Below are 18,061 nucleotides of genomic sequence, written 5' to 3' on the forward strand. Positions count from 1 at the left end.
CCTACAGGATAATGGATAATGGATAATGGATAACAGGGAATAATTAAAAGTAAGAATTATCTGCCTCTGGCGAGATTACGGAAGGTTGTATATTGAGGGTCAAAAAGTAGCTTGATAGTTCCTGTGGGTCCGTTGCGGTGTTTGGTGATAATAATTTCGGTTAGACCGCGATCTGGTGAATCTGGGTTGTAGTAATCATCTCGATATAGCATAATTACTATATCGGCATCCTGCTCAATGGAGTTGTGGACGATGATATTATTAGCTACAAAATTATGTAAACCGGGAACTGTTAAATCATATACATCGGTTTCTGTAGCGGGTTCAATGGCAGAAATTTCATCCCAATAAATATTAGTTTCGGCGGTACAAGCGATTTGACAACCCGTAGTCAATTTATCTAAACGTTCCCAACCTTTGAGGGTAAAAAATTGATGATTAGCGGTGGCTTGTATAGTACCTCCTAAACGAGTTTTTAAATGAAAAGTTGGCTTAACTCCGGTGGCAAAAACTCGCTGAACTGTGGCTTTTTCTAACTTTTGAGTGTCTGGATTTACAGCTAAAACTGAAAAGTCAGATTTGCCAACTAATTCTCGAATGGGAACTGGTAAACGACTATCTACTAGGGTGACTAAACTATCCCCTGATAAACAACCAGACTCTCTTAAATCGGACATCATGGGACGTTTATTGGTGCGTGATTCAACGCCTCGACTTAATTGGGAGAGGGTGATTACTGGCAGATTTAGTTCCCTAGCTAAACCTTTAAGCGATCGCGTAATGCGAGATAATTCCTGGACTCGGTTATCAGGGTTAGCACCTTCCATTAACTGCAAATAATCAATTAAAACCAACCCTAAGTTACCACCTTGTTTAGACTGTAGCTGGCGGGTTTTTGAGCGCATTTCGGTAACTGTAAGGTTGGGAGTATCATCAATAAAAATTGGCAATTCTGATAGGGTTCCGATCGCCTGAGTGAGGGGTTCCCATTCAGCTTGGCTAATGCGTCCCGATCGCAGTCGATTACTTTCAATTCTGGCTTCACTAGATAACAGTCGTTGAACTAACTGTTCCTTAGACATTTCTAGGCTAAAAACGGCAATTGGTAAATTGTGTTTTTTAGCAATACTATGGGCGATCGAAATAGCAAAACTGGTTTTTCCCATAGAGGGACGACCAGCTACAATAATTAAATCCGACCGTTGAAAGCCTCCGGTCATGGCATCTAAGTCATAAAAACCGCATTCAATACCTGGTAATGCTAATCCTTCGGAGCGTTCTTCAATGCCCTGAAATGTCTCAATTAAGGTTTCTGAAATTGACAATAAATCGGGTTTTGGTTTAATTTGTGTTACCCCAAAAATCCGCTGTTCGGCTTGGTCTAAAACCTTTTCTAATTCCATGTTAGTCTGATAGCCTAACTGGGCGACTTCCTGACCAGCTTGGATTAACTGACGGCGCAAAAACTTATCTATGACCAATAAAGAATACTGGTCAATATTAACAGCGGAAATAGTGCGATCGACTAATTCGGCTAACTTCATCTGACCGCCAGCAGCATCTAATTGATTATGATCTGCTAACCAGGTAGTAACGGTCATTAAATCTGTGGGTTTTCCCTGTAAATGAAGGGTTAGGGTAGCCCGATAAATACTTTGATGGGCGCTAATGGCAAAATGTTCTGGTTTGAGGATGTCGGCGACGCGACTAATAGCTTCCGGGTCAAGAAGTATGCCACCTAAAATGGCTTCCTCCGCCTCAATATTTTGGGGAGGGTTGCGATCGTTGCTTAACGGCGATATCGGCAGACTCTCAGCCATAATTAGGATATTGTAGACGGTAGATAGTAGATAGTGGCTGTTTAACAGTTATTAATTAGCGGAAGCGGGGGCGCGTCTGGCTTGCGCCCCAGGATAGTTCTATGGTAGCAGATAGCTACTCAGCAACTACATGGATTTCCACGGTGGCGGTAACTTCAGGATGGAGTTTGATCTCAGCCTTATAGAAACCAATTTTGTTAATATCAGGTAAGGTGATACCACGGCGATCTACTTCTTGACCTGTAGCCTTCTGAATGGCTTCGGCTAGTTCGCTGGTGGTGACGGTTCCAAAGATAGCCTCATTTTCGCCGACTTGTTTAGCAATGGTAAACCGACCGATGGTTTCCAGGGCGGTTTTGCGGGATTGGGCTTGTTGTTTAAGTTCAATCAACCGTTGACGTTCTTCTTCCCGGCGGCGTTCGACCTGTCTGAGAATACCGGGAGTGGCGCGGACTGCGAAACTATAGGGTAGCAAATAGTTGCGCGCATAACCGGGGGCTACTTCTACTAAATCGCCTTCCCGTCCTAATTTGCTAACATCCTTAGTGAGAACGACTTGAGTTCGCTTTGACATAATGGTTCCTCATAACTTTTTTAACCCAAACACTCTATCTTAGCGATATAAAGGGGGCGATCGCAAGTAAAAACGAAAAAATCTGTGTCGGGCAGTCCGGGCAGATTTCAGGTATAATCGACGGTAAAATTTAATATGACTTGAATTGTACCTAAAATGACACAGACACAAGCCGGTCCGCCCCAAGACTCGCAAACACCCGTTTCTGATGCTGTCATTATCGCTCAGGATGTCCATAAGTGGTATGGTAATAACTTCCATGTTCTCCGAGGTGTCAGCCTAACGGTGAGACGGGGTGAGGTGGTGGTGATCATGGGTCCGAGTGGTTCGGGAAAATCTACGTTTATTCGGACATTTAACGCTTTGGAGGAATTTCAGGAAGGGAGTATTGTTATTGACGGGATCACGCTTTCCCATGATTTGAAAAATATTGAGGAAATTCGTCGGGAAGTGGGAATGGTGTTCCAGCAGTTTAACCTATTCCCCCATTTAACCATCCTGCAAAATGTCACCCTAGCACCGATCTGGGTGAGGCGATGGCCGAAAGCTAAGGCTGAGGAGGTGGCTATGCAACTTTTGGAAAGGGTTGGTATTCTGGAACAGGCGAAAAAGTATCCGGGTCAGCTTTCTGGGGGTCAGCAGCAACGGGTGGCGATCGCCCGCGCCCTAGCTATGCAACCGAAAATTATGTTATTTGATGAACCTACGTCCGCCCTCGACCCGGAAATGGTGCGGGAAGTATTGGATGCGATGCGGACTTTGGCTAGTGAGGGGATGACGATGGTTTGTGTCACCCATGAGGTAGGATTTGCGCGAGAAGTAGCCGATCGCGTTGTTTTGATGTCAGATGGTCTGTTGGTGGAAGAAGGGACTCCAGAGGAGTTTTTCAACAATCCTCAAGAAGAACGGACTAAGAGATTTTTGTCACAAATTCTATAGTAGAGTTGAAAACCTGAAACGGTTAGCAGGAAAACATTGCAGACATCAGGGATAAGTTATCTGTCGCTGGTGGCTTTTTCGGTTGGGCTCAAATTCCCGGGGAGACGGTTAATAGATAGAGGATGCCAAAGTTGTTGGAGACGGTGCGCGGGAAGGGTCAAATAAAGAACATCTCCAGGATTTAGCAGGGAGTCTAATAACTTCCAACTATGTATAGTTTGGCTGTTGGTTTCGATGTACAGGGGGACAAAATCAACTCTGGTGGCGACATCTCTCACCCTTTGTCCGCAAAAGGGATGGTTAGCGGTGATGAGGGTAGCTAGGGCGACCCAAAGACTATCAGCGGTGATGCCATTGCCTAAAATTCTACCGCCGATCGCCGCTGCCGCAAAGGCGGGCGTAGCAATTTCTGTGGGACTCAAAACGGTCTCAAAATCAAATACCTGCTGAACCATTAACCCAAATTGAGGGTCTTGGTTACGAACTATCATCCGCAGGTGGGGTGCTATAGCCCTGGCGCTGAGGGCTATTTCTAGGTTGGCGGTGTCGTCACTGGTGACGGCGAGGAGGGCTTCTGCTTGTCGAACATTGACGCTGTCTAAGACAGACGACAGGGAAGCATCACCTTCGACAAAGGGTATTCTAAGCGATCGCACTGTACTGATAAAGCGACAGTTAGGATCGCGATCAATGACCACTACCTCATAGCCGCTGCGGTGTAGTTGTTCAGCAATTAGAACACCAATGCCACCCAAACCACAGATTATATAATGGTTGCGTTGTGGAACCCGTGTAGCGTTGAGATATTCAGTTAACCTGGTTCCTAGTACAAAGTCATTAAGTAAGGCGTAACAGACACCAATTACCCCGGCACCTACTAGCATCATTATGGCGGTGAAGATTTTAATGCTATCAGGGGCATTTTCTGCGACTTTTTCATTACCACCAGCCCCGGTAATCATTCCTACTGAAAAATATAGGGAGTCAACTAGGGAATTATCTAAGTTAATGCTTACATAAGTTAGGGTAGCCAAGAAAATTGTCAGCATTAACACCAGGGTTATTAAAAGGGCTTTTTTGCCATGCTGTTGAAACTTTTTTAGGCTGTTGATGAATTTCATCCCCCTTTGATAGAGGCTGAAACGCTGGGTGCGGATACTGGGTTTAGTGGCAATAATTAGGCGATCGCCTACATCAAGTTTTTGTCCCTCAATAACTGCTGAAACTAGATCTAAGTGGCTATTATTAGGAATGTAATAGATCAGCATTCGATCGCGATCGCACCATAGGTCATGGAGGCTTTTACCGACCCAAGGATGTTCAGGATCGATAAATTCTTCATGAATTGGCCAGGTTTGGTTAAATAGTCGCAGTTGACCAATAGCACGACTTCCCAAAGCGGCAAAGGTAAACACGGGAGCGGCTAGGGCGGAGACGCTCATGGTAGTATGATCTGGTAAAATGCGATCGAGGCTTTGTCCTAAATTAGTATTAAACAGACGGCTAATAATTCGGATTTGGGGATTGAGAATCCTCGCTTGCATTAAAATTGCTAGATTGGTAGCATCATCATTACCAGCCAGTACGAGGGCATGGGCGCTTTGAATACCAGCGGCTAACAGGGTAGAGGCGGCGCGAAAACTACCGACAACTACATCTGATCCTTCACCTTTGACGGGTTGCTCATTCACCCCTACAACAATAGCTCCTTGTTGTCTCAACAGACAAAAAATTTTGTAGCCAGTGCGTCCTAAATTGCAAACGATAATTCTAGGTTTCATATTTCAGGAATTGTGGACTCCCAGGGGAGGGTCTAGGTCTACTGTCGGGTGTGTAATCCACCATTATGACAGCCACAAATTATGACAATTGTATCCCATAACACCGTTTGGCGATTAGATAAATACAGGGCGATCGCTATCAATCACCCTGAGTTAGAAAATCTGAGTTAGAAAAACTCTAGGTCAATCTACCTGTTAGTTAGCAAGGCTTTAGATTGAGATTCTCCGGCTTTGAGCAAGTTTTTATGTAGCTTCACATTCAGTAAGAATAAGCCAGTCCATTGGATAGCTATAGCCAGGAAAAAGTCGATAAATTGTGCTGATTCTAAAGTAGCCCAAGGCATAAAAGACAGCAAAAATGGCAGGGGATATTGGTGGGGTTCTATTGCCATAAGCACTATGGAAATGAAAGGAAATACCAGGATAGCGAGAATAATTCCTCCCGCCCAAAGTTGCGGTTTGATGATTTTATTGAGTAGAATTAACTGCGCTACAGTTGCACAAATTAGAATTAAACCACCCAGGAGAACCAAGCTAAAAATAACCTGCCAATTTTGATGAGATTGGTAAGAATTAAATTTAAATTTCGCGGTCAAAATCCAGGGAGTCCACAGGACAATTGTGATCATGATATTAGCGAATATTGCTAACATATTGGGGCTTTTTTCTGCCCAGAGTAAATCCTGGAATAGTTGGCGATTTTTGAGGTGATTACGGGTAGACTCTCGACGATAACGCGCCCAATCTTGCAAGGGTTGACGCTGAGGAGATAAGGCGGCGATCGCCAACAATAAGCACCAGGGAATTAGCCCATATAGGAAAAATGTTCCTAAGTCCTGCCATGATGTAGACCGGATAGGAGTGACAAAACCCAGTAAAAATATGTTGAGGCTAAATACTGCTAAATAACTCTGTTTTTTGCTGAGTAATGTGGTAGCGGGGTCACTGAATCGGCGGTTTAAAACTTGCCAAGTCCCCACCATTAAAATCACTAAACTTAGGCTCATAAATCCATACCAGGCAGCTATATTATAGCTAACCGGAATATTAAACCATTTAATCCATAAATCCCAGCGATTATTAAAATCTTGCCAAGCATTTGGGTTATCGTTTGCTAATCGGGCTACACCAAAGATTAATTGAAAAAATTGTAAGCTGGGAAAGACTATAAATACAGCGATTAATGCTCCTAGCCACCCGGCGGCAAATCCTACTAAAGGTAATAGCAGAGATAGGCTAAATAAACTCATGGCGACAATAGCAAATACCCCGTATTGTAATAACAGTAATCCCATGGGTATTTGTGCGTTAATAGCCACGACAATCTGCAATGGTAAAGCTAAAGATAATCCTAGGTATAGTAAAATGGGAACACCCATTAGCTTTCCGGCTAAAATATCCCGACCTGGTTGAGGACTGAGGCGGATAAAATTGAGGGTGCCGCGCTTTTCCTCTAGGGCCAAATCTTGAATGAGCATATACACGCCACCCAACATTAAAGCCATGGGTAAAATCCAATTCAGGGTCATAAATATATCATTCCACCAGGTTTGCCATTCAATGACTATGGGTAACTGTTTAGAGTCTAGGACATATCGACCATAGGGACTTTTTTCGGTGGGTAATTGAGCATAAAAGAAGAAGATCAGCAGTGCTTGGCTGAGGAGAGAAACACTACTAACTAAGGTAATGTTGCGAGGTTTGAGTCTGCCTTTTAATTCTCGAATTAACTGGGGATTCCAGTTAGCTACAGATGCCATCAAATTAGGTATCATAATCATTACCTGAAGTCAAGAATAGTTGGTTAATTGTGAGCGGTTTTAAGATGCCTGTTTATGTCCCAATTTCAAGAAAATTGATTCTAAATTCTCCTGGGTGGGATAAAATTGGGTAATAGGTAAACCTGCATCTATGAGCGATCGCAATAAAAGGGCTTGTGTTTCTAAATCACCGGTAAACTGCACCCGTATCTGTTGAGTTTCGGGAATTACTTCCCACTCTTCTATATTGGCACAATTTTTTAAATGTGTAACTAAGGGATTAACAGGTCCGAGAGTGGAAATGAAAATTTGTTGATTACTCAGGCGCTGATAGAGTTCGGCTAAAGATGTACTCTCGACTAAATAGCCAAGTTCCATAATACCGATAGATGTACAAAAATCCTCTAAATCGCTGAGAACATGGGAAGAAATGAGAATTGTCATTCCGGCTTCTCGGAGGGTTTTAATGATGTCGCGAAACTGTTGGCGGGCGATGGGGTCTAACCCGGAAACGGGTTCATCAAGCAACAGCAAGAGGGGTTGATGAATTACTGTCCGCCCTAAACTTAACCTTTGTTTCATCCCCCGAGACAGGGTAGCAATTAGGCTATGGCGTTTATGGGTAAGATCCACTAATTCTAAAACTTCATAAATCCGTTGCGATCGCTTAGGTTCTCGGAGATAATATAATCCAGCGAAATAGTCGAGATAATCCTCAACTGTCAGATCATCATAGAGGGGAAAATCATCAGGGAGATAGCCAATATACTGCTTTAAAGTGGGATTAGTGCGATCGCGTAATAGCCTTTCTCCGTGAATATAAATCTCTCCGGTTGAGGGTTCTTCTGCAGTCGCCAGCATCTGCAGTAGGGTAGTTTTTCCCGCCCCATTAGGGCCAATCAATCCGTAAACTTCCCCCGCCGCCACCTGTAGGTCAAGGTCATGAACTGCTATATGGCGGTCAAATTGTTTGGTTAGTCCCCGGGTTTCAATCGCCAATTCTTTAGCCATAAGGGGTATTTTGTGAATTGTTATTTTGGACTACAATGCTGACTGTTCTGGTTACGGAAGGATGATGATTATTGTTGCGAGTTTCCCCGTATATAGGGATAATAAACCCAGTGATGAGCATTAATCGATGAGCAGAATTGCCTTGTTTGGAACCAGCGCCGATCCTCCCACAGAAGGCCACCAGTCTATTCTAACTCAACTAGCTCAGAAATTCGATCGCGTTTTAGTCTGGGCTGCTGATAACCCTTTTAAGTCTCATGGGGCTTCCCTGGACCATCGACAAGCCATGCTATTTGTGTTGATTAACTCAATTTATCCACCCCGAAATAATATTTTGCTCAAACCAGAACTTAGCAGTCGCCGCACCATTGAAACCGTCCACCAGGCTCGGAAATCTTGGCTTAATGATCACTTTACCCTAGTTATCGGCTCAGATTTGGTATCACAGATACCCCGTTGGTATAAAATTAATGATCTGTTGGGTGAGGTTAACTTATTAGTGGTTCCCCGACCAGGCTACGACATTGAAGACTCCGATTTGGCAAAACTGCGGGAGTTAGGGGGAAAAGTGGCGATCGCCAATTGGCAGGGTTTACCTGTTTCCTCCACTGATTTTCGCCAAGCAGGTGATCCCCATCCCATTCCGGCGGCGGTGGCTGATTATATCGCCCGCCAAAATTTATATCAATCTAGTTCTGGCCAGCAGTCCTGAATATGGCAGGAAATCCCCCACAACCATCGACTAGCCACCCCCTCGCTGACTTTAAGGTAGGAGTGGATAATATTATTTTTTCCATTGATACCGCTGCTCATCGCCTGTTGGTATTATTGGTAATGCGACAACAGCAACCTTTTTGCGATCGTTGGAGTCTTCCGGGGACCTTAGTGCGTCAAGGGGAATCTTTAGAAGATGCAGCTTATCGGATTTTAGATGAAAAAATCAAGGTAGAAAACCTTTATTTAGAACAGCTTTATAGTTTTGGCGGACCCCATCGCGATCCGCGAGAAAGTGCAGGGAGTTATAATGTTCGTTACCTATCTGTGAGTTATTTTGCCCTAGTTAGATTTGAGGAAGCCCAACTAATTCCTAATCAATCAACCGGGGTAGCTTGGTATCCCATAGAAGAAGTACCATCTCTAGCATTTGACCATAATCAGATTTTAGAATATGGATATCGTCGCCTGCGTAATAAGTTAGAATACAGTCCAGTAGCTTTTGATGTACTGCCAGAACTCTTTACCCTAGGGGAATTATACCAATTTTATCTAACAGTTTTAGGTGAGGGTTTCTCGGACTATTCCAATTTTCGCGCCCGTTTACTCAAGCTAGGCTTTCTGTCTGACACAGGTATCAAAACCTCTCGCGGCGCAGGACGACCCGCCACCCTCTACCGCTTCGACGCTGAAGCCTTTAGCCCCTTAAAGGATAAACCTTTAGTTTTTGTCTAGTGCGCTACAGCCAATTCAAATAGTAAGTAATTATCAATTACTAATTATTACACATATCGTAGGGTGCGTCAGAGGGATAACCTATCGGGTCAACGGCAAATTTTGTTCATCTGACGCACCACCCATATGGTGGTCAAGAAACCCGGTTTCTCAGTCGAAACGGTGGGGCGGGTTTATTAATATCGTCGTGGGAATGGAGAATTGACAGGGGAGGCGCGCCCCTACAATGATTAATTATTACACATATCGTAGGGTGCGTCAGAGGGATAACCTATCGGGTCAACGGCAAATTTTGTTCATCTGACGCACCACCCATATGGTGGTCAAGAAACCCGGTTTCTCAGTCGAAACGGTGGGGCGGGTTTATTAATATCGTCGTGGGCATGGAGAATTGACAGGGGAGGCGCGCCCCTACAATGATTAATTATTACACATATCGTAGGGTGCGTCAGAGGGATAACCTATCGGGTCAACGGCAAATTTTGTTCATCTGACGCACCACCCATATGGTGGTCAAGAAACCCGGTTTCTCAGTCGAAACGGTGGGGCGGGTTTATTAATATCGTCGTGGGAATGGAGAATTGACAGCAGGTGGGGCGGGTTTATTAAGATGGTTGTGGGGATGGAGAATTGACAGCGGAGGCGCGCCCCTACAATTAATAATTATTAATTATCAATTATTAATTAAACTTAATGCTTGTAAGTCCTGTTTGGCTTGCATAAAGCGCCCTTGTAACAGGGCAGAAACCCCCCGTAATACTAAAAACTCTGGTTGTTCAGGGCTTAACTCTAAGGCAGGTTTTAGGGCAATTTCGGCAGCTCTAGCGTTAAAATTATATAGGTGTACAAAGGCGAGATAACCATGGGCGAAGGGGTTATTAGGATCGAGTTTGGTGACTGTTTCTAAAGCAGCGATCGCTCCATTTACATCCTGTTCTAACACGGAAGCTAAAGCTAGGCTATATGCTAGGTTTAAATTATCCGGTTCTTGGTTTAACCTATAGGCTAGGGTTTTTTGGGCCTGTTTGGTATAGTCCTGGACAGGATCATATTGGTTAATGCGACGAATTTCATTAAAAATTACCTCCAGTCCCTGTATACCCTGGGGAAGTTTTAGGGCGAGTTGTTGAAGTTGGGTAATTAAATCCAATTCTGGGGCGGGTGAGGGGGCTGCATTAGGGTCAATGGTGAGGGTAATGGGGGGGGAGGCGATCGCATAGGTTTCCCCGGTTTCTCGGCTTAAATAGGTGGCTTGCAGGGTATAATTGCCCGGTGTAGCATCCGGTGGCGGCAGCATAGCCATGCGTTCAACCACCTCGAACCCTGTGGCTGTGTCTTCTGGTAATTCTAGCCGTCCTGAACCTATGGCGCGATCGTGGAACCATTGGGTATTATTGTCATCATCTGATCCAGTCCAAGTTAATAACACCAAACCCGACTCAAGCTGTTGTGGGGGACCTGACCAAATGTAGGTAATGGGAATGGGAGTCCCTGGGGGGGTGCTTTCAGGAACAATTACCGCCTCTAAATTCACGACCTCAGAAATATCGGCGCGGGGGGAAACTTCCACGGGTGAGGGGGTGCAACGATGGAGGTTTAAAGTGCTACCATCTGGTAGGAGCCAATTACGATAAACTGGGAATTGAGGACCTTGGGCGATCGCTGTTACCATCAAGGCTTGGGCTTCTTTAATGCGATCGACAGAACCCTGATCTCCCGTTTTGGTGATAAACCAACAAAGGGAACCAGCATCTTGAGAAACTTCGTCATAAGCAATACCCACCTGGCGACCGTAGACCTGAAAATCTTTAATTGCGCCATAGTAGTCGATATTATGCTGATTGATATTTTCCGTGGAAGGCAAAACCCCGATGGTATTCTGTAGGTAGGGTTCGGCTGCCAAAATGGTTGATATAATTTCTGGGTGAGGCCAGTTAACGCCTATTTCGGCGTGGCGGGTATTTCCGGGACTTAGCAAGCTGCGGAATTGTTGACCGGGAACTCCACCCACGGGCCACAGAGTTAAGATCATTAACAACACAGCTAGGGCTAAAGTTCCCCAACGCACTCTCACCCCCCACCATTTCGGCCAGAGGGTGAGTCCCCAAGCTAATACAATTGAGAGCATGGGTAATAGGGCGAAATTGTAGCGAAAGTCTTTATTGGGGTTGAGAGAACAGAGTAAATATCCCCCAATGAGAAAGACTCCTAACCAGGCGAAACTAGATTTCGGGGTGTCTGGGGGAAGGCTGCGCCACCGAATTAGGTAAAGTAAAAAACCGACAATGGGAACTAATAATAACGGCCAGGACACATGGTCCGGGAGGAGACTTAGATAGTAGGTCCAGGCTTCGGGGTCGGTTAAGGGAGGATCTCCTTCGGCGCGCGCGGCGTATATAGTGGCCCGTTGTACTGATGTGATCATTAACAGCCAGGTATTTGACAGCCACGGACCGAAGACTAACACAGACAGCAAGCCAGCGATCGCCATTTGAAAAAACCTTCCCCAGTCCCGTCTTTTTAGGGTTCCCACCGTTACCCACAACAGGGGAACAAACAAAAATAGGGCGGTGGTTTGTTTGACTAAAAATGCCAGTCCTACGGATATTCCTACGGCGATCGCCCATAACCACTGATAACGCGGTTGTTCACATTTGCGCCACATAGTCAGCAGGAAAAAACAGAAGGCGACACTGGCCGTGACGGGATAATCTAGGAGATATTCAAAACGATATAAATATAATGCCGGGAGTAATAAGCATAAACCCGCCGCCCATAAAGCTACTTGGCGGTTAAAAAGTTGGCATCCGATACCGTACACAGACCCTAGTAATATGGCACTAAAAAGCAGATGCACTAGGTTGGCAGTGTCTGGACTAGGATCCCATATATTTTGAAAGGGAATGGTGAGAATATATACTAGGGGGGGGATTTTGGCTGACAGGTTCCAGATATAATCCCACCATTGACCAGAAAACCATTGGGGGTCCTCGAAGGCGCGGCGATAGATCAGGCTTCCTGTTAGGTAATAGGCGGGGTCCCAGGCGGGTACAGACCGATCAAAGATAAACCAAAGGCGATCGCTAATGGCTCCTATTAGCCAGATTATACTAATGGCGATCGCACCTGTTATTTTTTTTGACCCTTCAGCGATAACCTTTCCCTCCCGATAACTCTGAACCTCATCAAAACTAAACCGAGCTTCCCAGACAATATTGGACACCTTCGCCTCAATTGCCTAAGAAACCCGATTTCTGGTGTCATTATACTAGAACAAGCCCAAAGTGAAAGACTTGTCAATGGGGAAGGTTGCGCCAATACCTAGCCAGAGGGTAACAAAAGTTCCAAATAGGAATATTGCTGTAGCGACAGGACGGCGGAAGGGGTTCTGAAACTTATTGACATTTTCAATGAAAGGAACCACCAATAGACCTACCGGAATGGAAGACATCATTAACACCCCTAACAATTTGTTCGGGACTACCCGCAGAATTTGGAACACCGGCCAGAAGTACCACTCTGGCAGAATTTCCAGGGGAGTCGCAAACGGATCGGCAGGTTCTCCTACCATAGCAGGGTCAAGGACTGCCAAACCAACGATTAGGGCAAAGGTTCCCACGATAACCACCGGGAAAATATACAGCAAGTCATTGGGCCAAGCTGGTTCACCATAGTAGTTATGGCCCATACCTTTAGCAATTTTTGCTCTCAAGACTGGATCACTAAGATCCGGCTTTTTCATGATTGACATGGTGCGATCGCTCTCCTTAGTATTATGATTCGGCTCTGCCACCATCGGGGTAGCAAAAGCTACTCCCATCTGATGGTTTAAGATTTAGGCAGAGTTTAGAGGGGGCCTGAAATACCTTGTTTACGGATCATCAGGAAGTGCAGCAACATGAATACTGCAATCAACCAGGGTAAAACGAAGGTATGCAGGCTGTAGAAACGGCTGAGAGTGGGTTGTCCTACCGCAGCACCACCGCGCATCAATTCAACAATAGTTGAACCTACAATGGGGATAGCTTCGGGAACTCCAGATACAATTTTAACCGCCCAATAGCCGATTTGATCCCAGGGAAGAGAATATCCAGTTACGCCAAAGGAAACTGTGATCACTGCCATAACTACCCCTGTTACCCAGGTGAGTTCCCGTGGCTTTTTGAAACCGCCAGTTAGGTAAACCCGGAAAACGTGCAGGATCATCATTAATACCATCATACTGGCAGACCAGCGATGGATAGAGCGAATCAGCCAACCGAAACTTACTTCTGTCATGATGTACTGAACAGAGGTAAATGCTTCGGCGACGGTCGGCTTATAATAGAAGGTCATCGCAAACCCAGTAGCAAACTGGATTAAGAAGCAAACTAGGGTGATCCCACCCAGACAGTAGAAGATATTTACGTGGGGAGGGACGTATTTGCTAGTGATGTCGTCGGATATCGCTTGGACATCTAGCCTTTCGTCAAACCACTTGTAGGTTTTTGATTCGGTGATTTCCTTTGAGAACATGAAGCTAGGATTCCTAAAATATTAATTGCTGCCTTGGTTGTTAGGTCTGAACTCTAACGCTCATATGGGTCAATACACCAGACTAGCCAGACTTTCCCGTTTAGTTTGGTTAAAGGTCTCTGTCAATTATATGGCAGTGCTAACCTTGAACCCAACGGGTGATTTATATCTCGCTACTTGAGAAGATCGGGGATTGGTTGAATGCCTCTCGGTTCAGTCCTAGGAGGCCTGAACGCAGATGCTGAAATTTCACCAAGTGCTGAGGATAGCAGACCCAGTGTTCTCTCCTCTCATAAAAAATGTAACATAACTTTAATCATTATTTGAATGAGCGAAAATCAGATTTCCCCAAAATCAAGTCCCCATTCTCCCGGCGGCGGAGAGTATTTATCTCTATTGCTGGCGGTGGCTTTTTTACTGTTTCTCATGCGGACGGCTTTTCCTTGGCTATTGGCGATCGCCTCTGGGGTCGGTGGCTGGATGCTATGGCGATACTACTCCTACCAGTCCCGCCGCCTACAACAACGCCTCGATACGGCTTTTTATGCTTTAATCCGGGAACATCAAGGACGGATCACCCCTTTGGACCTGGCTTTGGCTACTCAGCTTCCCGGTCCCCAAGTTCAGGCTTATCTCGACCAAAAGGCGCTGGAATTTGCGGCTGAGTTTGAGGTAACAGATGATGGTAGGATTTTTTATACTTTCTCGACGGTCGCTTCTGTGACTGTGGCTGACCCAGAACCTGCTATTGATACCACAATGGCGACTGTGGCTGACCCAGAACCTGTTATTGATACTCAAGTTGTGAAGGTTCCCCGTCCGACTGTGGAACTTCCCCCAGTTTCTGTTAATCAAACTCCACCGGCTCAGGGGTTTGATGTACCCAATACTATTAGACCTAGGAAACCAAAACCTGTTAGACCCTACCCCGAGGCGATCGCCTGCGAGTATTCTCAGGAAAACCAGGAGTTTCCGCACCCGCCAGAATTACCTAGGTCTGAGATCACTGAGTTGATGGAACGTAACCGCTTAGGCGATCGCTTTTCAGCGGACTAAGTTGATATAATCGATATACAGTGCGGGACGTTCAGGCATTAAATAGGGTAGAAACACCCGAAATAACCGCCTGATGGCGACTTCAGCCCCTTGGTTGAATATAAGAGGCTCGCCTCTGAGCATCCCCATAAATGTTTATATGTCCCAAAGTTTGGTATATAAATATACAAAACAAGGCAGGGAACTCAAGGTCAAAACGCAAAATCGGGAATCTTAACGATTTCTTAACAATTGCGTTGAGAGTAACGGCGATAGCCACCCCCAGTTTTGGGAATCATAACCCCAGGACTGAAGCGGGGAACGGAAGGCGTGAAGTAGAACCTACTACCAGAGGCGACCACTGCCAACCATCCATGATTAAGGAAATCTGAATGTTCCGACTTGAACCGCCGTAAGGATTAAGTAGCGAAACAGGTTGATACGCTCCGCTCAAAAGAGTTAGGGGAAAAAGTAGGGTAATTGTAACATCACCTACACAGACCTTTAAAAGTACCCCGGTGGAAAGGACAAATCTAAAGATGGAATGCCCATATAAACGGAACGTTGTAATCCCTCTTAGGCTCTGAGAGTATGGTCGATACCTCAGTAGTGACAAGTGTAAGCGGATAGTGCGAGACGTTCGGGTATGAAATAGGGCTGAAATGCCCGAAATAACTACCCGGTGAGGATTCCAGCTCCGAATCTGGATATAAGGAAACCTCTCCTGACCATCCTCATAACTGGTTATATGTCCCGACGCTTAGGGAACTAAGCAAGGCAGGGAACTCAAGGTCATAAACGAACTGAGAAATCAGGGAGTAGAGAGTAACCGCGATAGCCACCCCCAGTTTTGGAAATCATAACTCCAGGATAGAAGCGGGGAACGGAAGGCGTGAGGTAGAACCTACTACCAAGACGCGACCACTGCCAACCATCTATGATTAGGAAGACCGAATGTCCGACTTGAACCATCGTAATACACTAGCAGCGAAATAGGTTGACACGCTGCGCTCAAAAGGGCAAGGGGAAAAGTAGGGGGTTCGTCCGACTACCTACACAGACCTTTAAAAGTACCCCGGTTCTGAGGACAAATCTAACGATGGAATGCCCATATAATCGGAACGTTGTAACCCCTCCAAGACTCTGCCTATAAACAAGTGAGCAATATTACTCATAGGCAGTAGTGATAAGTGTAAGCGCAAGTCTCGGAGGGTGAAGGATGCGACCAGAAGCCAATGCCCATCTGTAATGGCTGGGATATGCCCACAGGTCGCGGTATGGATATAGATACTGCAATTAGTAGGATCCTAATGGCAGCGAGTTTAAAGACTACGTGTGCATACAACTCCAAAAGTTGAAGTACGAAAGCAGGGGTTCGTAACCCTGTTCCTATTGACAAAAAGGGTATCCATATCAGGAGCCGTGTGATGCGAAAGTATCAAGCACGGTTTTGAATAGGAGTTCGAGAAGGTGACTTCTCGTCCGACCTTACCTGTCACTCAAAATTTTAGACCCATGAGATATAAATATCATCGCCAAATCCAACCTAAACTTAGTGCCATTCCCCGTCAGAAGTCTCAGGCTAATCTTTACCGAAATTCATATCTACTGGCGGTTGAAAAAAAGCGCCTAACCGAAGAATTGGAGGTTTTACAAAGTCGGAGCCATATCATCGAACAACGACTCGCATTGATTGAAGACCAACTAGGAGAACTAGAAAAAGATGTAACTCAATTATCAGTTCCACCTTCCCCTAAACCTCAAAATAATCTTCCTGTCAATAATCCAGAACCGCCACCTCAATCTAACCCCACCAATTCCAGCCATATTAATACCTTTATGGTTGATTATTAGGAATAATTAAAGGCGGTTTTATGATATAAAAACAGAAATATAAAACCGCCTCTACAGGACTTCTAACACTGCTTTCGGGGATAATTTGCCCTTAAACCAAACGACTCGCGCCGGAATCTCACTAATTTTAACTCCCGCTTTAGCTAAGTTTAAACGTTCGGAAATCGCTAAAATTAAGTGGTCGCATTCAGACTGCCGCACTTGAGAGAATTTCTTTCGTAAATATTCCGATCGCCAATAACCAACTATTTCTAACAGAAACATTCTACCATCAGGATGAACTAACCGAAAATCGGGAATCATCACACTACCAGGAATGGGAATCAAATCGACTTCCCTTTCTAGTCGCCACTCAGTTTTTAGGGAACTCCAACGGTCAGCAAAAGACTCTTCAATCATGCTATCATAGGGTTTACCTGGGGGATAGTGGCTAACTAATTGACAGTCAGAATTGAGGGTGTAACGACCCGTTTTAATTACCTTCGTATAAGGGTCTCGCTGTTGTAGGGTAGCCTGTAGACTCCATTTGGTGACATGGAGTAAAGCTGGTATCATTTTCGCTAAGGCTAACCCATAGCGTGTACTAGCTTTAAATAAGCTGGTGGGTCCGTCTACCGTAATCGTAAATCCATGGTCTGCGTCTCCTTCAATATACGCCATTAACTGAAATAATTTTAAGTACCGAAACAAAAGTTTATATTCTCCGGGGTCGTTACGGTAGGCGTTGATTTTGATCTCACTAGCACGATAAAATATACCCTGTACTTGTGACAAGTTATAACGGTGAATTAAGGCTTCTGGCGTGGGAGTATCAAATTGGGTCAAAATCCGGTTTTCTTGGAGATCTGCATATAGTCCTACTTGAATTTCGGAGGGGAAAACTTCCCGTTTTAATTCGGCGGTTAATTTCAGGGATAATTCCTCTAAAGTTTGCGCGGTAGAATAGGGAGAAGGTATCGATTTAGCGGCTGCGGAAAATACCCTTTCTCGTAACTTTTCGGGGTCGAGAGGGCTGATAATTTCAAAAGTACAAAAACCACTCCTAAGTAAGTGGGCTAATCCTCGTTTGATGCGATAGTTGGGGCGATCTCCTTCTAGGTCTTGGAGTTGGCGGTTTAATTCGCCTTGACTATGGTTGACGCAGTTGGTAAATTGTTCTATGATTTCGGAGGCGATCGCTAAATTTCCCTGGTTAATTGGTAATCTCAGGGGGATAATTGTTTCTCCATTTTGTCGATAGCTGAGTAAATCAGTGGGTAACATATCAAGGTAAAGTTAATCGTAAAATCATTATCAGTTTTGGCGATCGCCTTTCTATGGGTG

Annotated in this window: 14 protein-coding genes; 5 read left to right on the plus strand and 9 right to left on the minus strand. The window is 45.1% G+C overall.

Annotated elements, in window-relative coordinates; all coding sequences use genetic code 11:
* Positions 1–56: 56 nt before the first annotated feature.
* Both dnaB and rplI read right to left on the minus strand, forming a co-directional pair.
* On the minus strand, positions 57–1,820 hold the full coding sequence (gene dnaB, locus N39L_RS26265; RefSeq protein WP_006616435.1) for a replicative DNA helicase: 1,764 nt from the start codon (positions 1,818–1,820) through the stop codon (positions 57–59).
* Between the two features lie 115 nt (positions 1,821–1,935).
* Positions 1,936–2,394, minus strand: a complete 459-nt coding sequence (gene rplI / locus N39L_RS26270) for a 50S ribosomal protein L9 (RefSeq protein WP_006616436.1) — start codon at positions 2,392–2,394, stop codon at positions 1,936–1,938.
* Positions 2,395–2,550: 156 nt separating this feature from the next.
* Between rplI and N39L_RS26275 the strand changes: the two genes are divergently transcribed.
* Positions 2,551–3,333 (plus strand): amino acid ABC transporter ATP-binding protein, encoded by a 783-nt coding sequence (locus N39L_RS26275; RefSeq protein WP_006616437.1) that lies wholly within the window; start codon positions 2,551–2,553, stop codon positions 3,331–3,333.
* A gap of 56 nt (positions 3,334–3,389) precedes the next feature.
* On the opposite strand, the gene N39L_RS26280 is transcribed toward N39L_RS26275, so the two are convergent.
* The 3 genes from N39L_RS26280 to N39L_RS26290 form a co-directional block, all read right to left on the minus strand.
* Entirely contained in the window at positions 3,390–5,114 is a 1,725-nt protein-coding gene (locus tag N39L_RS26280; protein WP_014276833.1) for a potassium channel family protein, read from the minus strand.
* 188 nt (positions 5,115–5,302) lie between these two features.
* Complete coding sequence (locus N39L_RS26285; RefSeq protein WP_014276834.1) at positions 5,303–6,889, minus strand: hypothetical protein; 1,587 nt, start codon at positions 6,887–6,889, stop codon at positions 5,303–5,305.
* A gap of 45 nt (positions 6,890–6,934) precedes the next feature.
* Positions 6,935–7,885 (minus strand): ABC transporter ATP-binding protein, encoded by a 951-nt coding sequence (locus N39L_RS26290; protein WP_014276835.1) that lies wholly within the window; start codon positions 7,883–7,885, stop codon positions 6,935–6,937.
* 127 nt (positions 7,886–8,012) lie between these two features.
* Between N39L_RS26290 and N39L_RS26295 the strand changes: the two genes are divergently transcribed.
* Positions 8,013–8,597, plus strand: coding sequence for a nicotinate-nucleotide adenylyltransferase (locus N39L_RS26295; RefSeq protein WP_014276836.1), 585 nt, complete (start codon positions 8,013–8,015; stop codon positions 8,595–8,597).
* A gap of 2 nt (positions 8,598–8,599) precedes the next feature.
* Positions 8,600–9,334: an NUDIX hydrolase gene (locus N39L_RS26300; protein ID WP_006616567.1), complete on the plus strand. Its 735-nt coding sequence runs from the start codon at positions 8,600–8,602 to the stop codon at positions 9,332–9,334.
* 673 nt (positions 9,335–10,007) lie between these two features.
* Here N39L_RS26300 and N39L_RS26305 read toward each other — a convergent pair.
* The 3 genes from N39L_RS26305 to petB all read right to left on the minus strand — a co-directional run bounded on the left by N39L_RS26305 (position 10,008) and on the right by petB (position 13,849).
* On the minus strand, positions 10,008–12,557 hold the full coding sequence (locus tag N39L_RS26305; protein ID WP_014276837.1) for a glycosyltransferase family 39 protein: 2,550 nt from the start codon (positions 12,555–12,557) through the stop codon (positions 10,008–10,010).
* A 45-nt stretch (positions 12,558–12,602) separates the two neighbouring features.
* Positions 12,603–13,085 (minus strand): cytochrome b6-f complex subunit IV, encoded by a 483-nt coding sequence (gene petD, locus N39L_RS26310; RefSeq protein WP_014276838.1) that lies wholly within the window; start codon positions 13,083–13,085, stop codon positions 12,603–12,605.
* Positions 13,086–13,180: 95 nt separating this feature from the next.
* Entirely contained in the window at positions 13,181–13,849 is a 669-nt protein-coding gene (gene petB / locus N39L_RS26315; RefSeq protein ID WP_006616443.1) for a cytochrome b6, read from the minus strand.
* Positions 13,850–14,176: 327 nt separating this feature from the next.
* Between petB and N39L_RS26320 the strand changes: the two genes are divergently transcribed.
* A complete protein-coding gene (locus tag N39L_RS26320) occupies positions 14,177–14,905 on the plus strand; it encodes a hypothetical protein (protein WP_014276839.1) in 729 nt (242 codons plus the stop codon).
* A 1,494-nt stretch (positions 14,906–16,399) separates the two neighbouring features.
* Positions 16,400–16,738, plus strand: a complete 339-nt coding sequence (locus N39L_RS26325; RefSeq protein ID WP_014276840.1) for a hypothetical protein — start codon at positions 16,400–16,402, stop codon at positions 16,736–16,738.
* A 51-nt stretch (positions 16,739–16,789) separates the two neighbouring features.
* Here N39L_RS26325 and N39L_RS26330 read toward each other — a convergent pair whose 3' ends face one another.
* Positions 16,790–18,001 carry a DUF790 family protein gene (locus tag N39L_RS26330; RefSeq protein ID WP_014276841.1) on the minus strand — a complete coding sequence of 404 codons (1,212 nt, stop codon included), beginning with the start codon at positions 17,999–18,001 and terminating at the stop codon, positions 16,790–16,792.
* Between the last annotated feature and the right edge of the window lie 60 nt (positions 18,002–18,061).

Source organism: Limnospira platensis NIES-39, from assembly GCF_026000695.1.
Taxonomy (GTDB): Bacteria; Cyanobacteriota; Cyanobacteriia; order Cyanobacteriales; family Microcoleaceae; genus Limnospira; species Limnospira platensis.